Origin of the sequence: Pseudomonas sp. JV414 (assembly GCF_032424305.1) — a bacterium.
In the GTDB taxonomy this organism is placed as follows: Bacteria; Pseudomonadota; Gammaproteobacteria; order Pseudomonadales; family Pseudomonadaceae; genus Aquipseudomonas; species Aquipseudomonas lini.
This window is the reverse complement of the sequence record NZ_VYKC01000017.1, coordinates 218,347-235,266: the sequence shown is the minus strand read 5'-3', so window position 1 is coordinate 235,266 and position 16,920 is coordinate 218,347. Positions and strand designations below refer to the sequence as shown.

Genomic DNA, 16,920 nt, shown 5'->3' with positions numbered 1-16,920 from the left:
CCTGTTCAGTCATGAACGGTTTCTCCGGTCTTTTTACTTTTGAACATATCCAGTGCAAGCATCACGGCACCGACAGAAATTGCGCTGTCGGCAAAGTTGAACGCCGGGAAATACCAGCGATTCTGCCAATGCACCAGAATGAAATCGATCACATGGCCCAGGGCAATGCGGTCGTACAGGTTACCCAACGCGCCACCCAGCACCAGCGCCAAGGCGACTGCCAGCCAGGTTTCGTTGCGCCCCAGGCGCTTGAGCCAGATCACCAGCACCGCACTGACCACCACTGCGATCAGGGCGAACAGCCAGCGCTGCCAGCCCGAGCTGTCAGCCAGGAAACTGAACGCCGCGCCGGTGTTGTAGGCCAGGGTCCAGCTGAAGTAATCGGGGATCACCACGATTTGCTGGTACATGCTCAGCGAGCCTTCGAAGTAGAACTTGCTGGCCTGGTCGATGACCAGGACCAGCAAACTCAACCAGAGCCAGCTCAGCCGTCCGAAACGGCCAACGGCGTTAGGCATAGTGACGAACCTCGCCAGCGCCGCTGATGTTGTCTACGCAACGACCGCAGATTTCCGGATGCTCCGGGTTCACGCCGACGTCTTCACGACAGTGCCAGCAACGGGCGCACTTGGCATGGCTCGACTTGACCACTTGCAGTTTCAAACCGCCAACTTCGGTGACTACGGCATCGCCCGGCGCCTGAACGAACGGCGCAACGGTGGCAGTCGAGGTGATCAACACGAAGCGCAGTTCGTTGCTCAGCTTGGCCAGGTCGGCGCTCAGCGCGTCTTCGGCGAACAGCGTCACTTCGGCTTGCAGGTTGCCACCGACGGCCTTCGCCGCGCGCTGGATCTCCATTTCCTTGTTGACCGCCACCTTCACCGCCATGATCCGCTCCCAGTAGGCGCGGTCCAGCTCGAAGCCTTCCGGCAATTCGGTCAGGCCTTCGTACCAGGTGTTGAGCATCACAGACTCGTTACGCTCGCCCGGCAGGTACTGCCACAGCTCGTCGGCGGTGAACGCCAGGATCGGCGCGATCCAGCGCACCAGCGCTTCGCTGATGTGGTACAGCGCGGTTTGCGCCGAACGACGGGCCTTGCTGTTGGCGCCAGTGGTGTACTGACGGTCCTTGATGATGTCGAGGTAGAAACCGCCCAGCTCCTGCACGCAGAAGTTGTGGATCTTGGAGTAGACGTTCCAGAAGCGGTATTCACCGTAGTGCTCTTGCAGCTCGCGTTGCAGCAGCAGGGTGCGGTCCACGGCCCAACGGTCCAGCGCCAGCATTTCTTCGGCCGGCAGGATGTCGGTGGCCGGGTTGAAGCCGGTCAGGTTGGAGAGCAGGAAGCGCGCGGTGTTACGGATCCGCCGGTAGGCGTCCGCACTGCGTTGCAGGATCTGCTCAGAAACCGCCATTTCACCCGAGTAGTCGGTAGAGGCGACCCACAGACGCATGATATCTGCGCCCAGGGTGTCGTTGACCTTCTGCGGCGCGATGACATTGCCCAAAGACTTGGACATTTTGCGACCGGACTCGTCAACGGTGAAACCGTGGGTCAGCAGCTCGCGGTACGGGGCGTGGTCGTCGATGGCGCAACCGGTCAGCAACGACGAGTGGAACCAGCCGCGGTGTTGGTCCGAACCTTCCAGGTACAGGTCGGCGCGTGGACCGGTCTCGTGGCCCATAGAGTGCGAGCCGCGCAGGACGTGCCAATGCGTGGTGCCCGAGTCGAACCAGACGTCCAGGGTGTCGCTGATCTTGTCGTACAGCGGCGCTTCTTCACCGAGCAACTCGGCAGCGTCCATCTTGAACCAGGCTTCGATGCCTTCGACTTCGACGCGCTGGGCGACGATTTCCATCAGCTCGACGGTGCGTGGGTGCAGCTCGCCGCTTTCCTTGTTCAGGAAGAACGGGATCGGCACGCCCCAGTTGCGCTGACGGGAGATGCACCAGTCCGGACGGTTGGCGATCATCGAGTGCAGACGCGCCTGGCCCCAGGCCGGAACGAACTTGGTCTCTTCGATGGCTTTGATCGCCCGCTTGCGCAGGGTTTCGCCAGTCGCAGGCTCTTTGTCCATGCCGATGAACCACTGCGCGGTGGCGCGGTAGATCAGCGGAGTCTTGTGACGCCAGCAATGCATGTAGCTGTGTTCAATGGTTTCGGTGTGCAGCAGCGCGCCGACTTCCGACAGTTTGTCGACGATGGCCGGGTTGGCCTTCCAGATAAACTGGCCGCCGAAGAATTCCAGCGACGTCGCGTACACGCCGTTGCTTTGCACCGGATTGAGGATGTCGTCGTTGACCATGCCATAGGCTTTGCAGGTCACGAAGTCGTCTACGCCGTAGGCTGGCGAGGAGTGAACCACGCCGGTGCCCGCGCCCAGTTCGACGTATTCAGCCAGGTAAACCGGCGACAGTCGATCGTAGAACGGGTGACGGAAGTTGATCAGTTCCAGTTCTTTACCGGTGGTGGTCGCAATGACCGAGCCTTCCAGGCTGTAACGGGCAAGGCACGACTCGACCAGCTCTTCAGCCAGCACCAGCAGTTTGTCGCCGACGTCGACCAGTGCGTAGTTGAATTCCGGGTGAACGTTCAACGCCTGGTTGGCCGGGATGGTCCACGGGGTGGTGGTCCAGATCACGATCGAGGCAGGTTTGCCCAGCGACGGCAGACCGAACGCGGCAGCCAGTTTGGCTTCGTCAGCGATCGGGAACGCCACGTCGATGGTCGCGGATTTTTTGTTCTCGTACTCGACTTCCGCTTCAGCCAGGGCCGAACCACAGTCAAAGCACCAGTTCACAGGCTTCAGGCCCTTGAACACGAAGCCACCCTTGACGATTTCCGCCAGGGCGCGGATTTCACCGGCCTCGTTTTTGAAGTCCATTGTCTTGTACGGGTTGGCGAAGTCGCCCAACACGCCCAGACGGATGAATTCGGACTTCTGGCCTTCGATTTGCTCTGTCGCGTAGGCACGGCACAGTTCGCGGGTCTTGTCCGCGCCCAGGTTCTTGCCGTGGGTCACTTCGACTTTGTGCTCGATCGGCAGGCCGTGGCAGTCCCAGCCCGGAACATAAGGCGCGTCGAAACCCGACAGGGTTTTCGAGCGGATGATCATGTCCTTGAGAATCTTGTTCAGCGCATGACCGATGTGAATCGTGCCGTTGGCGTACGGAGGACCGTCGTGAAGTACGAACTTCGGACGATCCTTGCCAATCTCGCGCAACTTACCGTACAGGCCAATGCTGTCCCAGCGCTGCAGAATCTGCGGTTCGCGCTGAGGCAGGCCGGCCTTCATTGGGAAGGCGGTGTCCGGAAGGTTTAGCGTGGCTTTATAGTCGGTCATTTAAGGCTCTTCATTAGCGATTGGCGCTAGGTGCGACAGGGCACGGGCGGCGGCGACATCCGCATTGATCGCCGTCTTAAGCGCCTCCAGAGAGGCGAAACGCTGCTCTTCACGCAGCTTGTGGTGGAAAACCACCGTCAAACGCCGGTCATACAGATCGCCGGCAAAATCTAAAAGATGTACTTCGAGGTGGGCTTTGCCATCACCTTGGACCGTTGGCCGCACGCCGATATTGGCGACGCCTGGCCAGGTCTTGCCGTCGATGTCGACGTTGACCAGAAAAACCCCGGACAGCGGCACACGACGACGCTTGAGTTGTATGTTGGCGGTCGGCGTACCGAGCTGGCGCGCCAGCTTCTGGCCATGCAGGACTCGCCCGGCAATCCGGTACGGACGACCGAGCAGCCGCTCGGCCAAGGCAAAATCCGCAGCCGCCAAGGCGTTACGCACCTGAGTGCTGCTGACACGAATGCCGTCCAGCTCGACGGTCTGCGCCGCTTCGACGGTAAACCCCTGAAGGACGCCAGCCTGTTGCAGGAAATCGAAATCCCCTAGCCGGTCACAACCGAAACGGAAATCGTCGCCGACTTCCAGATGCTGCACGCCGAGGCCATCCACCAGAATGGTATCGACGAATTCGCTGGCGCTGAGCTTGCTCAGGCGCTGATTGAAAGCCAGGCACAGCACCCGGTCGACACCTTCCACGGCCAGCAACTGCAGTTTGTCCCGCAGGCGGGCCAGACGGGCCGGGGCGGTGTCCGGGGCGAAAAATTCTCGCGGCTGCGGCTCAAAAATCACCACGCAGCTGGGCACGCCCAACTCGAGCGCACGCTCACGCAGCCGGGCCAGGATAGCCTGGTGACCACGGTGAACACCGTCAAAGTTGCCAATAGTGGCGACACAGCCCCGATGCTGGGGGCGCAGGTTGTGGAGGCCTCGAACCAGCTGCATAACGCGCTTCTTGCTCATAAAGTGGTCGATTATAACCACACCCGGCGGCCGACGACAGGCAACACCGTAACCCAAAGTGATCGAGCCGACAAAACCGCCGGCTCGCCCGTGTTTATCGAGACAAAAGCCTCAGCTCAACGCTTTGCGATTGAAGTCGCGCAAACGGAAGCCCATCAACAGCAACATGCCGAAATAGACCACAACGCCGGCGATTACCAATGCGCCCAGACGCAGCAAACGCTCCAGCATATGCCCTTCCACCCAGGCCGGCATGAAGTGCATTGCGCCCAGCAATACCGCGGACATCACCGCCACCGCCACCAGCAGTTTGAGCCCGAACTTTGCCCAGCCCGGTTGCGGCTGATACATCTGCTGCTTGCGCAGCTGATAAAACAGCAGCCCGGCATTGATGCAGGCGCCCGCGCTGATGGCCAGGGCCAGACCGGCATGAGCCAACGGACCGATCAGCACCAGGTTGAACAGCTGGGTGACGATCAGGGTGAAAATCGCGATTTTTACCGGGGTGCGGATGTTTTGTTGCGCATAAAAGCCTGGCGCCAGCACTTTGATCACGATAATCCCCAGCAAGCCGACGGAATAAGCAATCAGCGCGCGCTGGGTCATGGCGGCATCGAAAGCGCTGAACTGACCGTACTGGAACAGCGAAACCGTCAACGGCTCAGCCAGAATCCCCAGCGCCAGGGCGCACGGCAATACCAGCATGAAGCACAGACGCAGCCCCCAATCGAGGATCCGCGAGTATTCGTGGCGATCCTGGCTGGCATAAGTCCTGGCCAGCGTCGGCAGCAGAATCGTGCCCAGAGCCACACCCAGCACACCGGATGGCAATTCCATCAGGCGATCGGCGTAATACATCCAGGAAACGGAACCCGCCACCAGAAACGACGCAAATATGGTGTTGATGATCAGCGAAATCTGACTCACCGAAACGCCGATGATCGCTGGCAGCATCTGTTTCATGACCCGCCAGACGCCGCTATCGCGCAGATTCAGGCGCGGCAGCACCAGCATGCCGATTTTCTTCAGGTGCGGCAGCTGAAACAGCAATTGCGCCAGGCCACCCACCAGAACGGCCCAGCCCAGCGCCATTACCGGCGGATCGAAATACGGTGTCAGGAACACCGCAAAGATGATCATGCTGACATTGAGCAGGGTCGGCACGAAGGCCGGGACCGAGAAACGGTTCCAGGTATTGAGGATCGCTCCAGCCAATGAAGACAGGGAGATCAGCAATATATAAGGAAAAGTGACCCGCAGCAGATCGGTGGTCAGCTCGAATTTTTCCGGGGTAGTGACGAAACCCGGTGCCGTGGCCCAGATGACCCAAGGCGCGGCGAGCATGCCCAGCGCAGTGACCAGCGCCAGAACCAGCGTCAGCAGGCCCGAGACATAAGCAATGAAGGTTCGCGTCGCCTCCTCGCCCTGCTGGCTTTTGTATTCGGCGAGAATCGGCACGAAAGCTTGCGAAAATGCTCCCTCGGCGAAGATCCGCCTCAGCAGATTGGGCAGTTTGAAGGCGATAAAGAAGGCGTCGGTCGCCATTCCCGCCCCAAATGCGCGAGCGATAAGGGTGTCGCGAACAAACCCCAAAACCCGGGAGAGCATCGTGATAGAGCTGACAGCGGCCAACGATTTGAGCAGATTCATTGAAAGAGTTTTTGCCTGTCGATAAACAGCAGGCGAACAACGCGCCCACTTATGCGATACTCCGCGCCGCAACAGCACAGAGCCAAAGCTCGCGAGTTTACAGGTCGCACGCCGGAAAGAAATATCCCGACGTTCTATACCTGCCACTTAGCGGATCGTCTCAACCGCCCTTGACAAGACATCAACTCATCGGCATGATTCGCGGCCTATTTTGTTTGCTATTTCCTAAAAAGTCTTTCGAGGAGCTCGACGGTGGCCAACACACCTTCCGCCAAAAAACGTGCAAAACAGGCTGAGAAGCGTCGCAGCCACAACGCCAGCCTGCGTTCCATGGTTCGTACCTACATCAAGAATGTAGTTAAAGCCATTGACGCAAAAGACGCTGAAAAAGCTCAAGCTGCTTACGTTCTGGCTGTGCCAGTTATCGACCGTATGGCCGATAAAGGCATCATCCACAAGAACAAAGCTGCTCGTCATAAGAGCCGCCTGAATGGCCACGTAAAGGCCCTGAACGTTGCCGCTGCTGCCTAAGCGACACGCTCATTAAAAAACCGACCTCAGGGTCGGTTTTTTATTGCCTGCGATTTGGCAAATACACCGCAAAAAAAATGTGGGAGCGGGCTTGCTCGCGAAGGCGGCGTAACAGTCAACATAGATGCTGAATATCACTCAGTCTTCGCGAGCAAGCCCGCTCCCACACCTGGATCTTCGCTAGCTTATTGAGCGTGCGTCCACGGCAGAATCGGAATCGCCGTCACCGCATTCTGCGGGCTGCCCTCAATCAAACGATCGCTATAAACCAGATACACCAGCGTATTGCGCTTCTTGTCGAGGAATCGCACCACCTGCATGGTCTTGAACACCAGGGACGTGCGCTCCTTGAACACCTCCTCGCCATCCTTGAGTTCACCCTTGAAGTTGATCGGCCCCACCTGACGACACGCTATAGACGCTTCAGCGCGATCCTCGGCCAGACCTAACCCACCCTTTACGCCGCCGGTCTTGGCGCGCGAGAGGTAGCAAGTCACGCCATCCACTTTCGGATCATCAAACGCCTCGACAACAATACGGTCGTTCGGGCCGACGAACTTGAACACCGTCGACACCTGACCAACCTCCTCTGCCGAGGCCAGCAGCGGCATCGCCAACAACAAGCCCAATAATCCTTTTGCCACACGCATTCAGGTATTCCTTCAGACCAGAATCAGGTTATCGCGGTGAACCAGTTCCGGCTCCGCCATGTAACCCAGCAGACCGACAATCGCCTCAGACGACTGACCGATGATTTTTTGTGCCTCCAGAGCACTGTAGTTAGCCAGGCCACGGGCGATTTCACGACCGTCCGGCGCCACACAGACCACCATTTCGCCACGACGGAAACTGCCCTGGACCAGTTTGACACCCACCGGCAGCAAACTTTTGTTGCCTTGGGACAACGCCGTCACCGCACCCGCATCCAGCACCAACGTGCCGCGGGTTTGCAGATGCCCGGCCAGCCACTGCTTGCGCGCCGCCAGCATGCCGCGCTCAGGTGACAACAAGGTGCCGATGCGCTCGCCAGCCTTGAGACGATCCAGCACTCGCTCAATGCGCCCACCGACAATGATGGTGTGCGCACCAGAACGCGCCGCCAGACGCGCAGCGCGCAATTTGGTCTGCATACCGCCACGACCCAGCGCACCGCCTGTGCTGCCAGCCACCGCATCCAGCGCCGGATCATCGGCACGCGCCTCGTAAATCAGCTTGGCGTCGGGATTGTTGCGCGGATCGGCGTCGAACATACCGTCGCGATCGGTGAGGATCACCAGCAAATCAGCTTCGACCAGGTTCGCCACCAGCGCCGCCAACGTGTCGTTGTCGCCGAAACGGATTTCGTCAGTGACCACGGTGTCGTTCTCGTTGATCACCGGGATCACCTTGAGCTCGACCAGCGCGCGCAGCGTACTGCGAGCGTTCAGGTAGCGCTTGCGGTCGGACAAATCGTCGTGAGTCAGGAGAATCTGCGCGGTATGCCGGCCATGCTCGGCAAAGCTCGACTCCCAGGCCTGCACCAACCCCATTTGACCGATGGCGGCAGCGGCCTGCAACTCGTGCATTGCACTGGGTCGTACAGTCCAACCCAGACGGCTCATACCCGCCGCCACTGCCCCGGAGGACACCAGCACCAGCTCAACACCCGCCTCGTGCAGGGCAACCATCTGCTCAACCCAGACACCCATTGCCGCGCGATCCAGGCCCTTGCCGTCCGCCGTCAGCAAAGCGCTGCCGATCTTCACGACCCAACGCTGCGCACCTGTCACCTTGCTCCGCATCATCTTCAACCTTAGCTTGAGGACAGCACGACCCAGCGCTGCCCGTAACGTTATTCGTGACTACCGATTTCCAGATACTAAAACGCCGCTCCAGTGAGCGGCGTTTAAGTTTATCGCAACGAATCAGTCACGCACGTAAATGATTTCCGGACCGTCTTCGTCATCCACATCTTCTTCATCCCAATCGTCGTCACCGATGTCATGGACCGACTTCACGCCACTGCGACGCAGAGCACGCTGATCGTCCAGCGCCTGCAACTGGGCGCGCGCTTCATCTTCGATGCGCTGATCGAGCTCGGCCAGCTCTTCCTTGTAGGCCGGGTCGTTAGCCAGACGATCGGCACGATCTTCCAGGTAACGCATGATGTCATGGCAAAGACGCTCGGTGCCTTGCTTGGCGATTGCGGAGATCACGTAGACCGGACCGGTCCACTCCAGACGATCAACGATCTCCTTGACGCGAGCGTCGTGCTCTTCCTCAAGGATCTGGTCGCACTTGTTCAGCACCAGCCAGCGATCACGCTCAGCCAGGGACGGGCTGAACTTGGTCAGTTCGCTGACGATCACTTCAGCGGCATCCGGAGCACTGGTGTCATCCAGCGGCGCCATGTCGACGAGGTGCAACAGCAGACGGGTACGCGACAAGTGCTTGAGGAAGCGAATCCCCAGGCCCGCGCCGTCGGAAGCACCTTCGATCAGGCCCGGAATGTCCGCCACCACGAAGCTCTTCCAGCGATCGACACTAACCACACCCAGGTTCGGCACCAGAGTGGTGAACGGGTAGTCGGCGACTTTCGGCTTGGCGGCCGATACCGAGCGAATGAAGGTACTTTTGCCAGCGTTCGGCAAACCAAGCAGACCGACGTCCGCCAACACCTTCATCTCCAGCTTCAGGTCGCGCTGCTCACCCGGCTTGCCCGGCGTGGTCTGGCGCGGCGCCCGGTTGGTACTGGATTTGAAACGGGTGTTACCCAAACCGTGCCAGCCACCGTGAGCCACCAGCAGACGCTGGCCGGCCTTGGTCAGGTCGCCGATCACTTCCTGAGTCGCGGAATCGATGACGGTAGTGCCGACCGGAACGCGCAGCACCAGCTCCTCACCTTTCTTGCCGGTGCAGTCGGTGCTGCCGCCGTTGGAACCGCGCTCGGCATCGAAGTGCCGGGTATAACGGTAGTCCACCAGGGTGTTCAGGTTTTCGTCGGCGATCATGTAGACCGAGCCGCCATCACCACCGTCACCGCCGTTCGGGCCGCCGTTTTCAATGAATTTTTCGCGACGGAAGCTCATGCAACCGTTGCCGCCGTCGCCGGCCTTTACTCGAATCGATACTTCATCAACAAACTTCATAACAAAACGCCTCTCGCCATACGGACGAGCCGAAAAAACCTAGACATAAGACTCTTGCAAAAATGAGCGCAGCGACCTCAATCAACGACCGCCAATACAGCGCTGGAGCCCATCACAAACAGCTTTGCAAGAGACTCACCCCACAAACGAAAAAGCCCCGTCGCAAGACAGGGCTTTTCCAGCAACTACGTAATTATGCCGCGACGACGTCAGTCTTCGGGACAATGCTTACGTAACGACGACCGAAGGCGCCTTTTACTTCGAACTTGATCACGCCGTCGATTTTAGCGAACAGAGTGTGATCTTTGCCCATGCCAACGCCGTAGCCAGCGTGGAATTGGGTGCCGCGCTGACGCACGATGATGTTGCCCGGAATGATAACCTGGCCGCCATACATCTTCACGCCAAGGCGTTTGGCTTCTGAGTCGCGACCGTTACGGGTACTACCACCAGCTTTTTTGTGTGCCATGAGTTCAATTCTCCTAGTGAGGAATTAGGCTGAAATTAAGCCTGAATACCGGTGATTTTGATCTCGGTGTACCACTGGCGGTGGCCCATACGCTTCATGTGGTGCTTACGGCGACGGAACTTGATGATGCGGACTTTATCGTGACGACCTTGGGAGATCACTTCAGCCACAACGGTAGCGCCAGGAACAACTGGAGCGCCGATATTCACGTCGTCGCCATTGGCAACCAACAGAACGCGATCAAAAGTAACGGATTCGCCGGTAGCGATTTCCAGTTTTTCGATCTTCAGGTATTCACCTGGAGCAACTTTGTACTGCTTGCCACCAGTAACGATTACTGCATAAGACATGGTATTTCTCCGATAATCCTGCTCACCCAGCTCTTTATAAGAAGAGGTATTGGCTGGCATGGCTGCATAAGGCTGGAAGGCCTGTTTGCAATTGCGTAAGGCAGGTGCTGCCCAGGAAGTTCAGGGTGCGCGATTGTACGCAAGCTGCCGGGGCGATGCAAGAGGCTGTCCATCGTGCCTTGACAGGCCCGGACGTGGGTCCTAGCATGCCGCGCAACCCTTCTGGAGCAACTGTCGCTGATGCAACCCCAAGCTTTCTACCGCGCGGTGGCGGACGATTTTAGCGCCGTCGACGGCATCATCAAGAAACAGCTGACTTCCCGAGTGCCGCTGGTATCGAAAATCGGCGACTACATTACCTCGGCTGGCGGTAAACGCCTGCGCCCGTTGCTCGTGCTGCTGTGCGGCAAGGCACTGGGCCGCGAAGGCGATGACCTGCGCCTGTTGGCCGCGACCATCGAGTTCCTGCACACCGCCACCCTGCTGCACGACGACGTCGTCGATATGTCCGGCATGCGCCGAGGCCGCTCGACCGCCAACGCCATGTGGGGCAACGCACCGAGCGTGCTGGTGGGCGACTTCCTGTATTCGCGTTCTTTCGAAATGATGGTCGAACTGGGCTCCATGCCGGTGATGAAAATCCTTTCGCAAGCCACGCGCATCATCGCTGAAGGCGAAGTGTTGCAGCTGTCGAAGGTCCGCGACGCCAGCACCACCGAAGAAACCTACATGGAAGTCATCCGCGGCAAAACCGCGATGCTCTTCGAGGCCTCGACCCACAGTGCCGCGGCCCTGGCCGGCGCCTCGCCGGAACAGAGCGAAGCACTGCGCACCTTTGGCGACCACCTGGGGGTGGCCTTCCAATTGGTCGACGACCTGCTGGATTACCGTGGCGACGCCGAAACCCTGGGCAAGAACGTCGGCGACGATCTGGCCGAAGGCAAACCGACGCTGCCGCTGATCTACACCATGCGCGAAGGCACTCCGGAGCAGGCCGCACTGGTTCGTCAGGCGATTCAGAAAGGTGGCATCGAAGATCTGGAAAGGATTCGCGAAGCTGTTGAAGCTTCCGGTTCGCTGGATTACACCGCACAACTGGCCCGCGATTACGTGGCCCGTGCGATCAAGTGCCTCGACGCCCTGCCCGCCAGCGAATACCGCGATGCATTGGTGGAATTGAGCGAGTTTGCGGTCGCCCGTACGCATTGACACCCTCTTGCAAGGACCGGCTCCTGTGGGAGCTGGCTTGCCTGCGATGGCATCACTGCGGTGCGCCTGAAACACCGGGGCGCCTGCATCGCGGGCAAGCCCGACTCCCACAGGGTAGTGTTGTCCCCCTCCCCGCATAAAACCCTATATAATGTGCGCTTTTTAGCCATCCTGAATCCAAGGAGCTTTAGTGAGCACGTTGCCACCCTGCCCGAAATGCAATTCCGAATACACCTATGAAGACGGCGCACAGCTGATCTGCCCGGAGTGCGCCCACGAGTGGTCCGCCAGTGGCGAAGCCGAAGTGGCCTCCGATGACACCGTGAAAAAGGATTCGGTCGGCAATGTCCTGCAGGACGGCGATACCATCACCGTAATCAAGGACCTCAAGGTCAAAGGCACGTCGCTGGTGGTCAAGGTCGGCACCAAGGTCAAGAACATCCGCCTATGCGATGGCGACCACGACATCGACTGCAAGATCGATGGCATCGGTCCGATGAAACTCAAATCCGAGTTCGTCAGAAAAGTCTGAATCTGCTGTATTCCATCCCGCGCCCGGCGTGGGATGGTGCTTCGCCCTTCCCCGTATCACCCAGCATTCCCGCGCAATAGCCAAACGCCAGTCGTTTTGATGCTCAGCAATTTCCCCGCAGAAAAAGACACAAACCGCCAATAGGCTCTTGCTATTTGATGAATAAGAATTATTCTCATTGAAACCCATCAATGGAGATGAGACCCATGACTTATTTGATCGATGCCTGGCTGGACCGCCCACACCCTTACCTCAGAATCCTGCATCGGGAAACGGGGGAAGTCTGTGCGGTGCTTGAAGAAGAAGCCTTGAACGAGCTACAGGATCAGGGTGATCTAGACGTCAACGGCCTGAGTTCCAGCGAGCCGGTGGTGCTCAAGGAACTGGTACGCAATCTGTTTCTGTTCTGCTATGCCCGGGCGTTGCGCCCGACGAATGAGCTGCATCACAAGATCGAACTATGAGTAACACTGAAAGCCTCTGTAGGAGCGAAGCTTGCTCGCGAAGCAGGCGACTCGGTTTGAACTTGAAACCGAGTTGATGCTTTCGCGGGCAAGCCTCGCTCCTACAGGATCAAAGGCTTACCGGATTACAGAACGTCGAGCAGCTCGACGTCGAATACCAGTACGCTGTGCGGCGGAATGCTGCCAACGCCTTGAGCGCCGTAAGCCAGTTCGCTCGGCACGTACAGACGCCATTTGCTGCCGGCGTTCATCAGTTGCAGGGCTTCGGTCCAGCCAGCGATAACGCCGCCTACCGGGAATTCTGCAGGCTGACCACGATCGTAGGAGCTGTCGAACACAGTGCCGTCGATCAGGGTGCCGTGGTAGTGAGTGCGCACTTGATCTTCACGGGTTGGCTTGGCGCCTTCACCTTGAGTCAGCACTTCGAATTGCAGGCCGGAAGCCAGAGTGGTGATGCCTTCGCGCTTGGCGTTTTCAGCCAGGAAAGCCAGGCCTTCGCCAGCAGCGGCTTCAGCCTTGGCTGCAGCTTCGGCTTGCATGATTTCGCGGATCACCTTGAAGCTGGCGGACATTTCTTCCTGGCCTACACGGCTTTCCTTGCCGGCGAACGCATCGGTCAGGCCAGCCAGGATCGCGTCCAGGCTAACGCCCGGTGGCGGGTTGTCACGCAGCTGATCACCCAACTGACGGCCAATGCCGTAGCTGACGCGGGTTTCGTCGGTGGACAGATTTACTTCGGACATGACACTGCTCCGCTGTGCGGACGGCCCTGGAACTTGCCGTGCGTGCACAGCGCGTCCCGGAACGCGCCCGGAATCAAAAGGGCGAGCAGACTAGCACAGATGCCGCCACGTTTGAGCGGCGTCAGCGCTGTCACGCGGAACGGAAGGTGATCGGTACTTTCAGGCTTTCCTCGGTGCTGGCACCGCACATTTCGTCATGAACCGAGGCATGCACAACGTTGAACGACAGCTTGGGAAAGGCATGAAGCAGGTCACGCGCATGCTCGACCGAGCGCAGATGCAATATCTCGCCGTGGGCCTCGCGCAATGGGTAGGCCGCGCCATGCATCCGAGCCTCCAGCACGTAGCTCACGCCGTCCACCGAGATCAGGTTCAGCTCATCGACCTTTCCGGCGATGGCATACGCATTCAACTCTTGCAGGTTCATGAACGCACCTCACGCAGTGGCGAGCCAGGATCTCTACATGGATAGGCCTCGACGGGCCAAAGTACAAGCTACAAGCGACACCGCCCGTCTGTTTCACACCTCTGTGGGAGCGGGCTTGCTCGCGAAAACGGCAGCATAGTCAACATTGAAGTCGTCTGACACACCGCTTTCGCGAGCAAGCCCGCTCCCACATGGACTGTGCAGATCAGTGCTTGGTCAGCTTGTCCAGATAGCCCATGGCAAATGCCGACACCACGAAAGTCATGTGAATGACCACGTACCACTTCAAATGCTCGGGATCGACGTTCTTGGCGTCCATGAAGATCCGCAGCAGGTGGATGGACGAAATCGCTACGATGGACGCCGCGACCTTCATCTTCAACGAAGACGAATCCATGGTACCCAGCCAGTTGAGCTTTTCCTTGCTGTCGTCGATATCCAGCTGAGAAACGAAGTTCTCGTAGCCGGAGATCATCACCATCACCAGGAGGCCGCCCACCAGCGCCATGTCGATCAGCGACAGCAGCACCAGAATCAGATCCGACTCGGCCATCGAGAACACGTTAGGGATGACGTGGAAGACTTCCTGGAAGAATTTCAGTGCCAACGCCAGCAAACCCAGGGACAAACCGAAATAGATCGGCGCCAGTAACCAGCGGGAGGCGTACATTGCATTTTCGATAAAGCGTTCCATTGAATCTCACACAAGGGGCTGGAAATGGCGGCGAGTATAACAGCCACCTGTTACACCCAGAAACCGCCGGAAAATCCGCAACCTGCGTGTGTGTGACAAAGTTTTTCTGCTAGTGTCCAGATGATTGACAGGTCAGCGACGTCGGACAGGAAAACTGGAAATGGATGTGCGATTGCCTTTAACGAGTGCCGGACTTTGCCTCACGTTGCTGCTCGGTGGTTGTTCACCCAGTGATGAGAAACGTCAGGTCAGCCTCGAAGAAAAGATCGCACAGTTCGAACAATCCCTGGAGACGATCGAGGATCCCAAACTCAAGGATGCCGTGGCCGAGCTCGGCGGCTCACTACTGTTGCTCGAACGCGCGCAACTCAAGCTCGACACCAAACCAGTGGTCACCGAATACGGCGAAGACGCCCTCGCTGTGCTCAAGCACTACCCCACGCCCCAGGCGCTGGTCGACACCTACATCAACGGTCTGTTCGTGCTGCACAAGGAGTCCAGCTCGGATTACCTGACCGATCTGCAGCCGGTATCCCCCTTCAACTTCAACATTCCCGGCGCGTTCCTTTTTCCTCATGGCCTGGAATGGCAATCGGTGACCCTGAGCGACAAGCGCGTCATCGCGTTTCAGCCGGAATGGTCGGAAACCGATCCCGGCATTCAGCTGAGCCCGTCGAGCTCCAACCTGACCAACCCGGATGATTTGACGGTGACCTACCCCTTCATCGAAGGCCTGGATGTGGATAAGAAGAGCCAACCACAACCGGTGAGCCTGCAAGGCAAGGTGGAAGTCATCGCCCCACGCCGGCTCTACAGCTTCGACCTGACGAAAAAGGATGTCGGCCAGACTCGCACCAACGACAATCTCAGTGTCACCTTATTGAAACTGACCAGTAACTACGCCGAGATCGAATTCAGCAACAGCGCGCCGTTGGCCCCCGAGATACGTGACACATCATTCAATCCACTGATCGTTCAGGCCAGGGACGCCACCGGGCAATTCCTCTCGCGCTCAGGTGCGATCAATGAAACCGCCGCGCAAATTGCGTTTTATCAAAAACAACTGGCGCAAATACAACAGCAGAAGGCCTGGAGCGAGGCGTTCGAAAAACAGCTCGATGACGAGCAGCACGCGTTTGAAAAGCAACAAACCCGGCATTACACCAAGGTCTACTTCAACGGGCCGATCGACACCGTCGAAGTCAGCCTGCTGGACTTCTCGGCGGTCACGGTGACCCACAAGGACCTGAACCTGCCGATACGCCGCTTCGACCCGCACACCACGGAAAAAGCCATCCAGCCACTGACCTTGCCGGTGGTGGTGTATGACGACCAGGCCGCTACCTGGCTCAAGGGCGCAACGCTGGGCGAGGAACAACTGAAAAAAAGCATCAGCATCAGTCAGTCGGTGGATGACCCGAGTGCCGCGCGCATCGAATTCGACCACCCCAGAAGCTTCAATGATGAACTGCTGGGCACCTCATTCAATCCCGGCGAAAGCCCGGTGACGTTCTTTACCCAAGACCGTAATGGCCAGCGCGATGGGCCGATCGAGCTGCCGCCAGAGGCGTATCAGGTCGACCCGATACGCGGCGACATCACCTATGATCTGAACCTGTTTCCGGAAACGCCGGCCTACGCCGTGGGCTCCATGCCGCAGTACCTGGCGACTGTCGACCAGCAAACGTACGACGCCCGCCAATTGCCCAAAGGCCTTGAGCTCAAAGGAAATGCGTTGGTGGTGGATTTGAAGCTGTTTCCAGCCCAGGACTGGCGTTTTTTCGCCAAGGACGACAGTGGCAACTATCTGAAGGAGATTCTTTCGGTCAGTCACGACGCGAGCGCGCAAGGCCCGGCGTTATTCGCAGTGCATTACTTCTATGGCCAGCCCACACGTCTGGAAACTTATCAGCGAACCAACCTCACCACCGTGCAATATGGATTTGAGGTCAAACTCGACAAGGCCGAGCCAGGCAGCCTTGATCAATAGTCTGTTCAGTGCTCAGGCCGAAACTCGGGTCCGCTAAGGTTGCGGTAACGACCACCATTGATCTCTCGCAACTGGGCTTGCAGATGCAGGCACCAGATTTGCGGGTCATCGGCCAGCTCATAGCCATGCAAGGTCAGACTTTCAACGATGGTATCGAGGATCGATTCAGCCACGACCGGCCCACGGAACGGGCCTTGGGCCTTGATGGCAGAAGGCTGCTCGCCGGCCATTCCGGCGGCGAAGAGCAAGGTCCACATGCCCGTATCTCCCGCCAGCGGGCGGATAGCACATTCGATACGGGTCACGAGACCCAGGCATTGACGGGTAAGGCAGAGGTTGCGCGACATGGCGGCGACCCTCGGTAGATCCGGTATTCAGCCTCCACGGGAAGGCTGTCTCGATCCAGTGATTACTGTCGATAT

Annotated in this window: 18 protein-coding genes; 5 read left to right on the top strand and 13 right to left on the bottom strand. The window is 58.5% G+C overall.

Going from position 1 to position 16,920, the window contains the following annotated elements:
* Positions 1–5: 5 nt before the first annotated feature.
* From lspA to murJ, 4 genes are all read right to left on the bottom strand, one after another.
* Complete coding sequence (gene lspA / locus F6R97_RS18875; protein ID WP_038981489.1) at positions 6–518, bottom strand: signal peptidase II; 513 nt, start codon at positions 516–518, stop codon at positions 6–8.
* Complete coding sequence (gene ileS / locus F6R97_RS18870) at positions 511–3,342, bottom strand: isoleucine--tRNA ligase (RefSeq protein ID WP_315866926.1); 2,832 nt, start codon at positions 3,340–3,342, stop codon at positions 511–513. Before ileS ends, lspA begins: the two co-directional genes overlap by 8 nt.
* Positions 3,343–4,293 carry a bifunctional riboflavin kinase/FAD synthetase gene (gene ribF, locus F6R97_RS18865; protein ID WP_038981487.1) on the bottom strand — a complete coding sequence of 317 codons (951 nt, stop codon included), beginning with the start codon at positions 4,291–4,293 and terminating at the stop codon, positions 3,343–3,345.
* Between the two features lie 129 nt (positions 4,294–4,422).
* Complete coding sequence (gene murJ, locus F6R97_RS18860; protein ID WP_315866925.1) at positions 4,423–5,961, bottom strand: murein biosynthesis integral membrane protein MurJ; 1,539 nt, start codon at positions 5,959–5,961, stop codon at positions 4,423–4,425.
* Positions 5,962–6,213: 252 nt separating this feature from the next.
* Here murJ and rpsT point away from each other — a divergent pair, with 252 nt between their 5' ends.
* Positions 6,214–6,492: a 30S ribosomal protein S20 gene (gene rpsT, locus F6R97_RS18855; RefSeq protein ID WP_003185593.1), complete on the top strand. Its 279-nt coding sequence runs from the start codon at positions 6,214–6,216 to the stop codon at positions 6,490–6,492.
* Positions 6,493–6,677: 185 nt separating this feature from the next.
* Here the strand turns inward: rpsT and F6R97_RS18850 are convergent, their stop codons facing one another.
* From F6R97_RS18850 to rplU, 5 genes are all read right to left on the bottom strand, one after another.
* Positions 6,678–7,142: a CreA family protein gene (locus F6R97_RS18850; protein WP_038981485.1), complete on the bottom strand. Its 465-nt coding sequence runs from the start codon at positions 7,140–7,142 to the stop codon at positions 6,678–6,680.
* Positions 7,143–7,154: 12 nt separating this feature from the next.
* Positions 7,155–8,273 (bottom strand): glutamate 5-kinase, encoded by a 1,119-nt coding sequence (proB, locus tag F6R97_RS18845; RefSeq protein ID WP_038981484.1) that lies wholly within the window; start codon positions 8,271–8,273, stop codon positions 7,155–7,157.
* 123 nt (positions 8,274–8,396) lie between these two features.
* The gene (gene cgtA / locus F6R97_RS18840) at positions 8,397–9,620 is read right to left on the bottom strand and encodes an Obg family GTPase CgtA (RefSeq protein WP_315866924.1); all 1,224 of its coding nucleotides are present in this window, start codon (positions 9,618–9,620) and stop codon (positions 8,397–8,399) included.
* Positions 9,621–9,813: 193 nt separating this feature from the next.
* Entirely contained in the window at positions 9,814–10,089 is a 276-nt protein-coding gene (rpmA, locus tag F6R97_RS18835) for a 50S ribosomal protein L27 (protein ID WP_007901871.1), read from the bottom strand.
* A gap of 35 nt (positions 10,090–10,124) precedes the next feature.
* On the bottom strand, positions 10,125–10,439 hold the full coding sequence (rplU, locus tag F6R97_RS18830; RefSeq protein ID WP_007901869.1) for a 50S ribosomal protein L21: 315 nt from the start codon (positions 10,437–10,439) through the stop codon (positions 10,125–10,127).
* Between the two features lie 240 nt (positions 10,440–10,679).
* Here rplU and F6R97_RS18825 point away from each other — a divergent pair, with 240 nt between their 5' ends.
* From F6R97_RS18825 to F6R97_RS18815, 3 genes are all read left to right on the top strand, one after another.
* On the top strand, positions 10,680–11,648 hold the full coding sequence (locus F6R97_RS18825; protein WP_038981482.1) for a polyprenyl synthetase family protein: 969 nt from the start codon (positions 10,680–10,682) through the stop codon (positions 11,646–11,648).
* Between the two features lie 190 nt (positions 11,649–11,838).
* Positions 11,839–12,180: a zinc ribbon domain-containing protein YjdM gene (locus F6R97_RS18820; protein ID WP_007901863.1), complete on the top strand. Its 342-nt coding sequence runs from the start codon at positions 11,839–11,841 to the stop codon at positions 12,178–12,180.
* A 206-nt stretch (positions 12,181–12,386) separates the two neighbouring features.
* On the top strand, positions 12,387–12,644 hold the full coding sequence (locus F6R97_RS18815; protein WP_030129462.1) for a hypothetical protein: 258 nt from the start codon (positions 12,387–12,389) through the stop codon (positions 12,642–12,644).
* Between the two features lie 125 nt (positions 12,645–12,769).
* Here the strand turns inward: F6R97_RS18815 and F6R97_RS18810 are convergent, their stop codons facing one another.
* The 3 genes from F6R97_RS18810 to F6R97_RS18800 form a co-directional block, all read right to left on the bottom strand.
* Positions 12,770–13,387 carry an FKBP-type peptidyl-prolyl cis-trans isomerase gene (locus tag F6R97_RS18810; RefSeq protein WP_038981481.1) on the bottom strand — a complete coding sequence of 206 codons (618 nt, stop codon included), beginning with the start codon at positions 13,385–13,387 and terminating at the stop codon, positions 12,770–12,772.
* A 130-nt stretch (positions 13,388–13,517) separates the two neighbouring features.
* A complete protein-coding gene (locus F6R97_RS18805) occupies positions 13,518–13,814 on the bottom strand; it encodes a DUF6482 family protein (RefSeq protein ID WP_315866923.1) in 297 nt (98 codons plus the stop codon).
* Between the two features lie 205 nt (positions 13,815–14,019).
* A complete protein-coding gene (locus tag F6R97_RS18800) occupies positions 14,020–14,508 on the bottom strand; it encodes a TIGR00645 family protein (protein WP_007901849.1) in 489 nt (162 codons plus the stop codon).
* 160 nt (positions 14,509–14,668) lie between these two features.
* Between F6R97_RS18800 and F6R97_RS18795 the strand changes: the two genes are divergently transcribed.
* Complete coding sequence (locus F6R97_RS18795) at positions 14,669–16,498, top strand: hypothetical protein (protein ID WP_315866922.1); 1,830 nt, start codon at positions 14,669–14,671, stop codon at positions 16,496–16,498.
* Between the two features lie 5 nt (positions 16,499–16,503).
* Here F6R97_RS18795 and F6R97_RS18790 read toward each other — a convergent pair whose 3' ends face one another.
* Positions 16,504–16,845, bottom strand: coding sequence for a hypothetical protein (locus F6R97_RS18790; RefSeq protein ID WP_007901845.1), 342 nt, complete (start codon positions 16,843–16,845; stop codon positions 16,504–16,506).
* Positions 16,846–16,920: the final 75 nt, after the last annotated feature.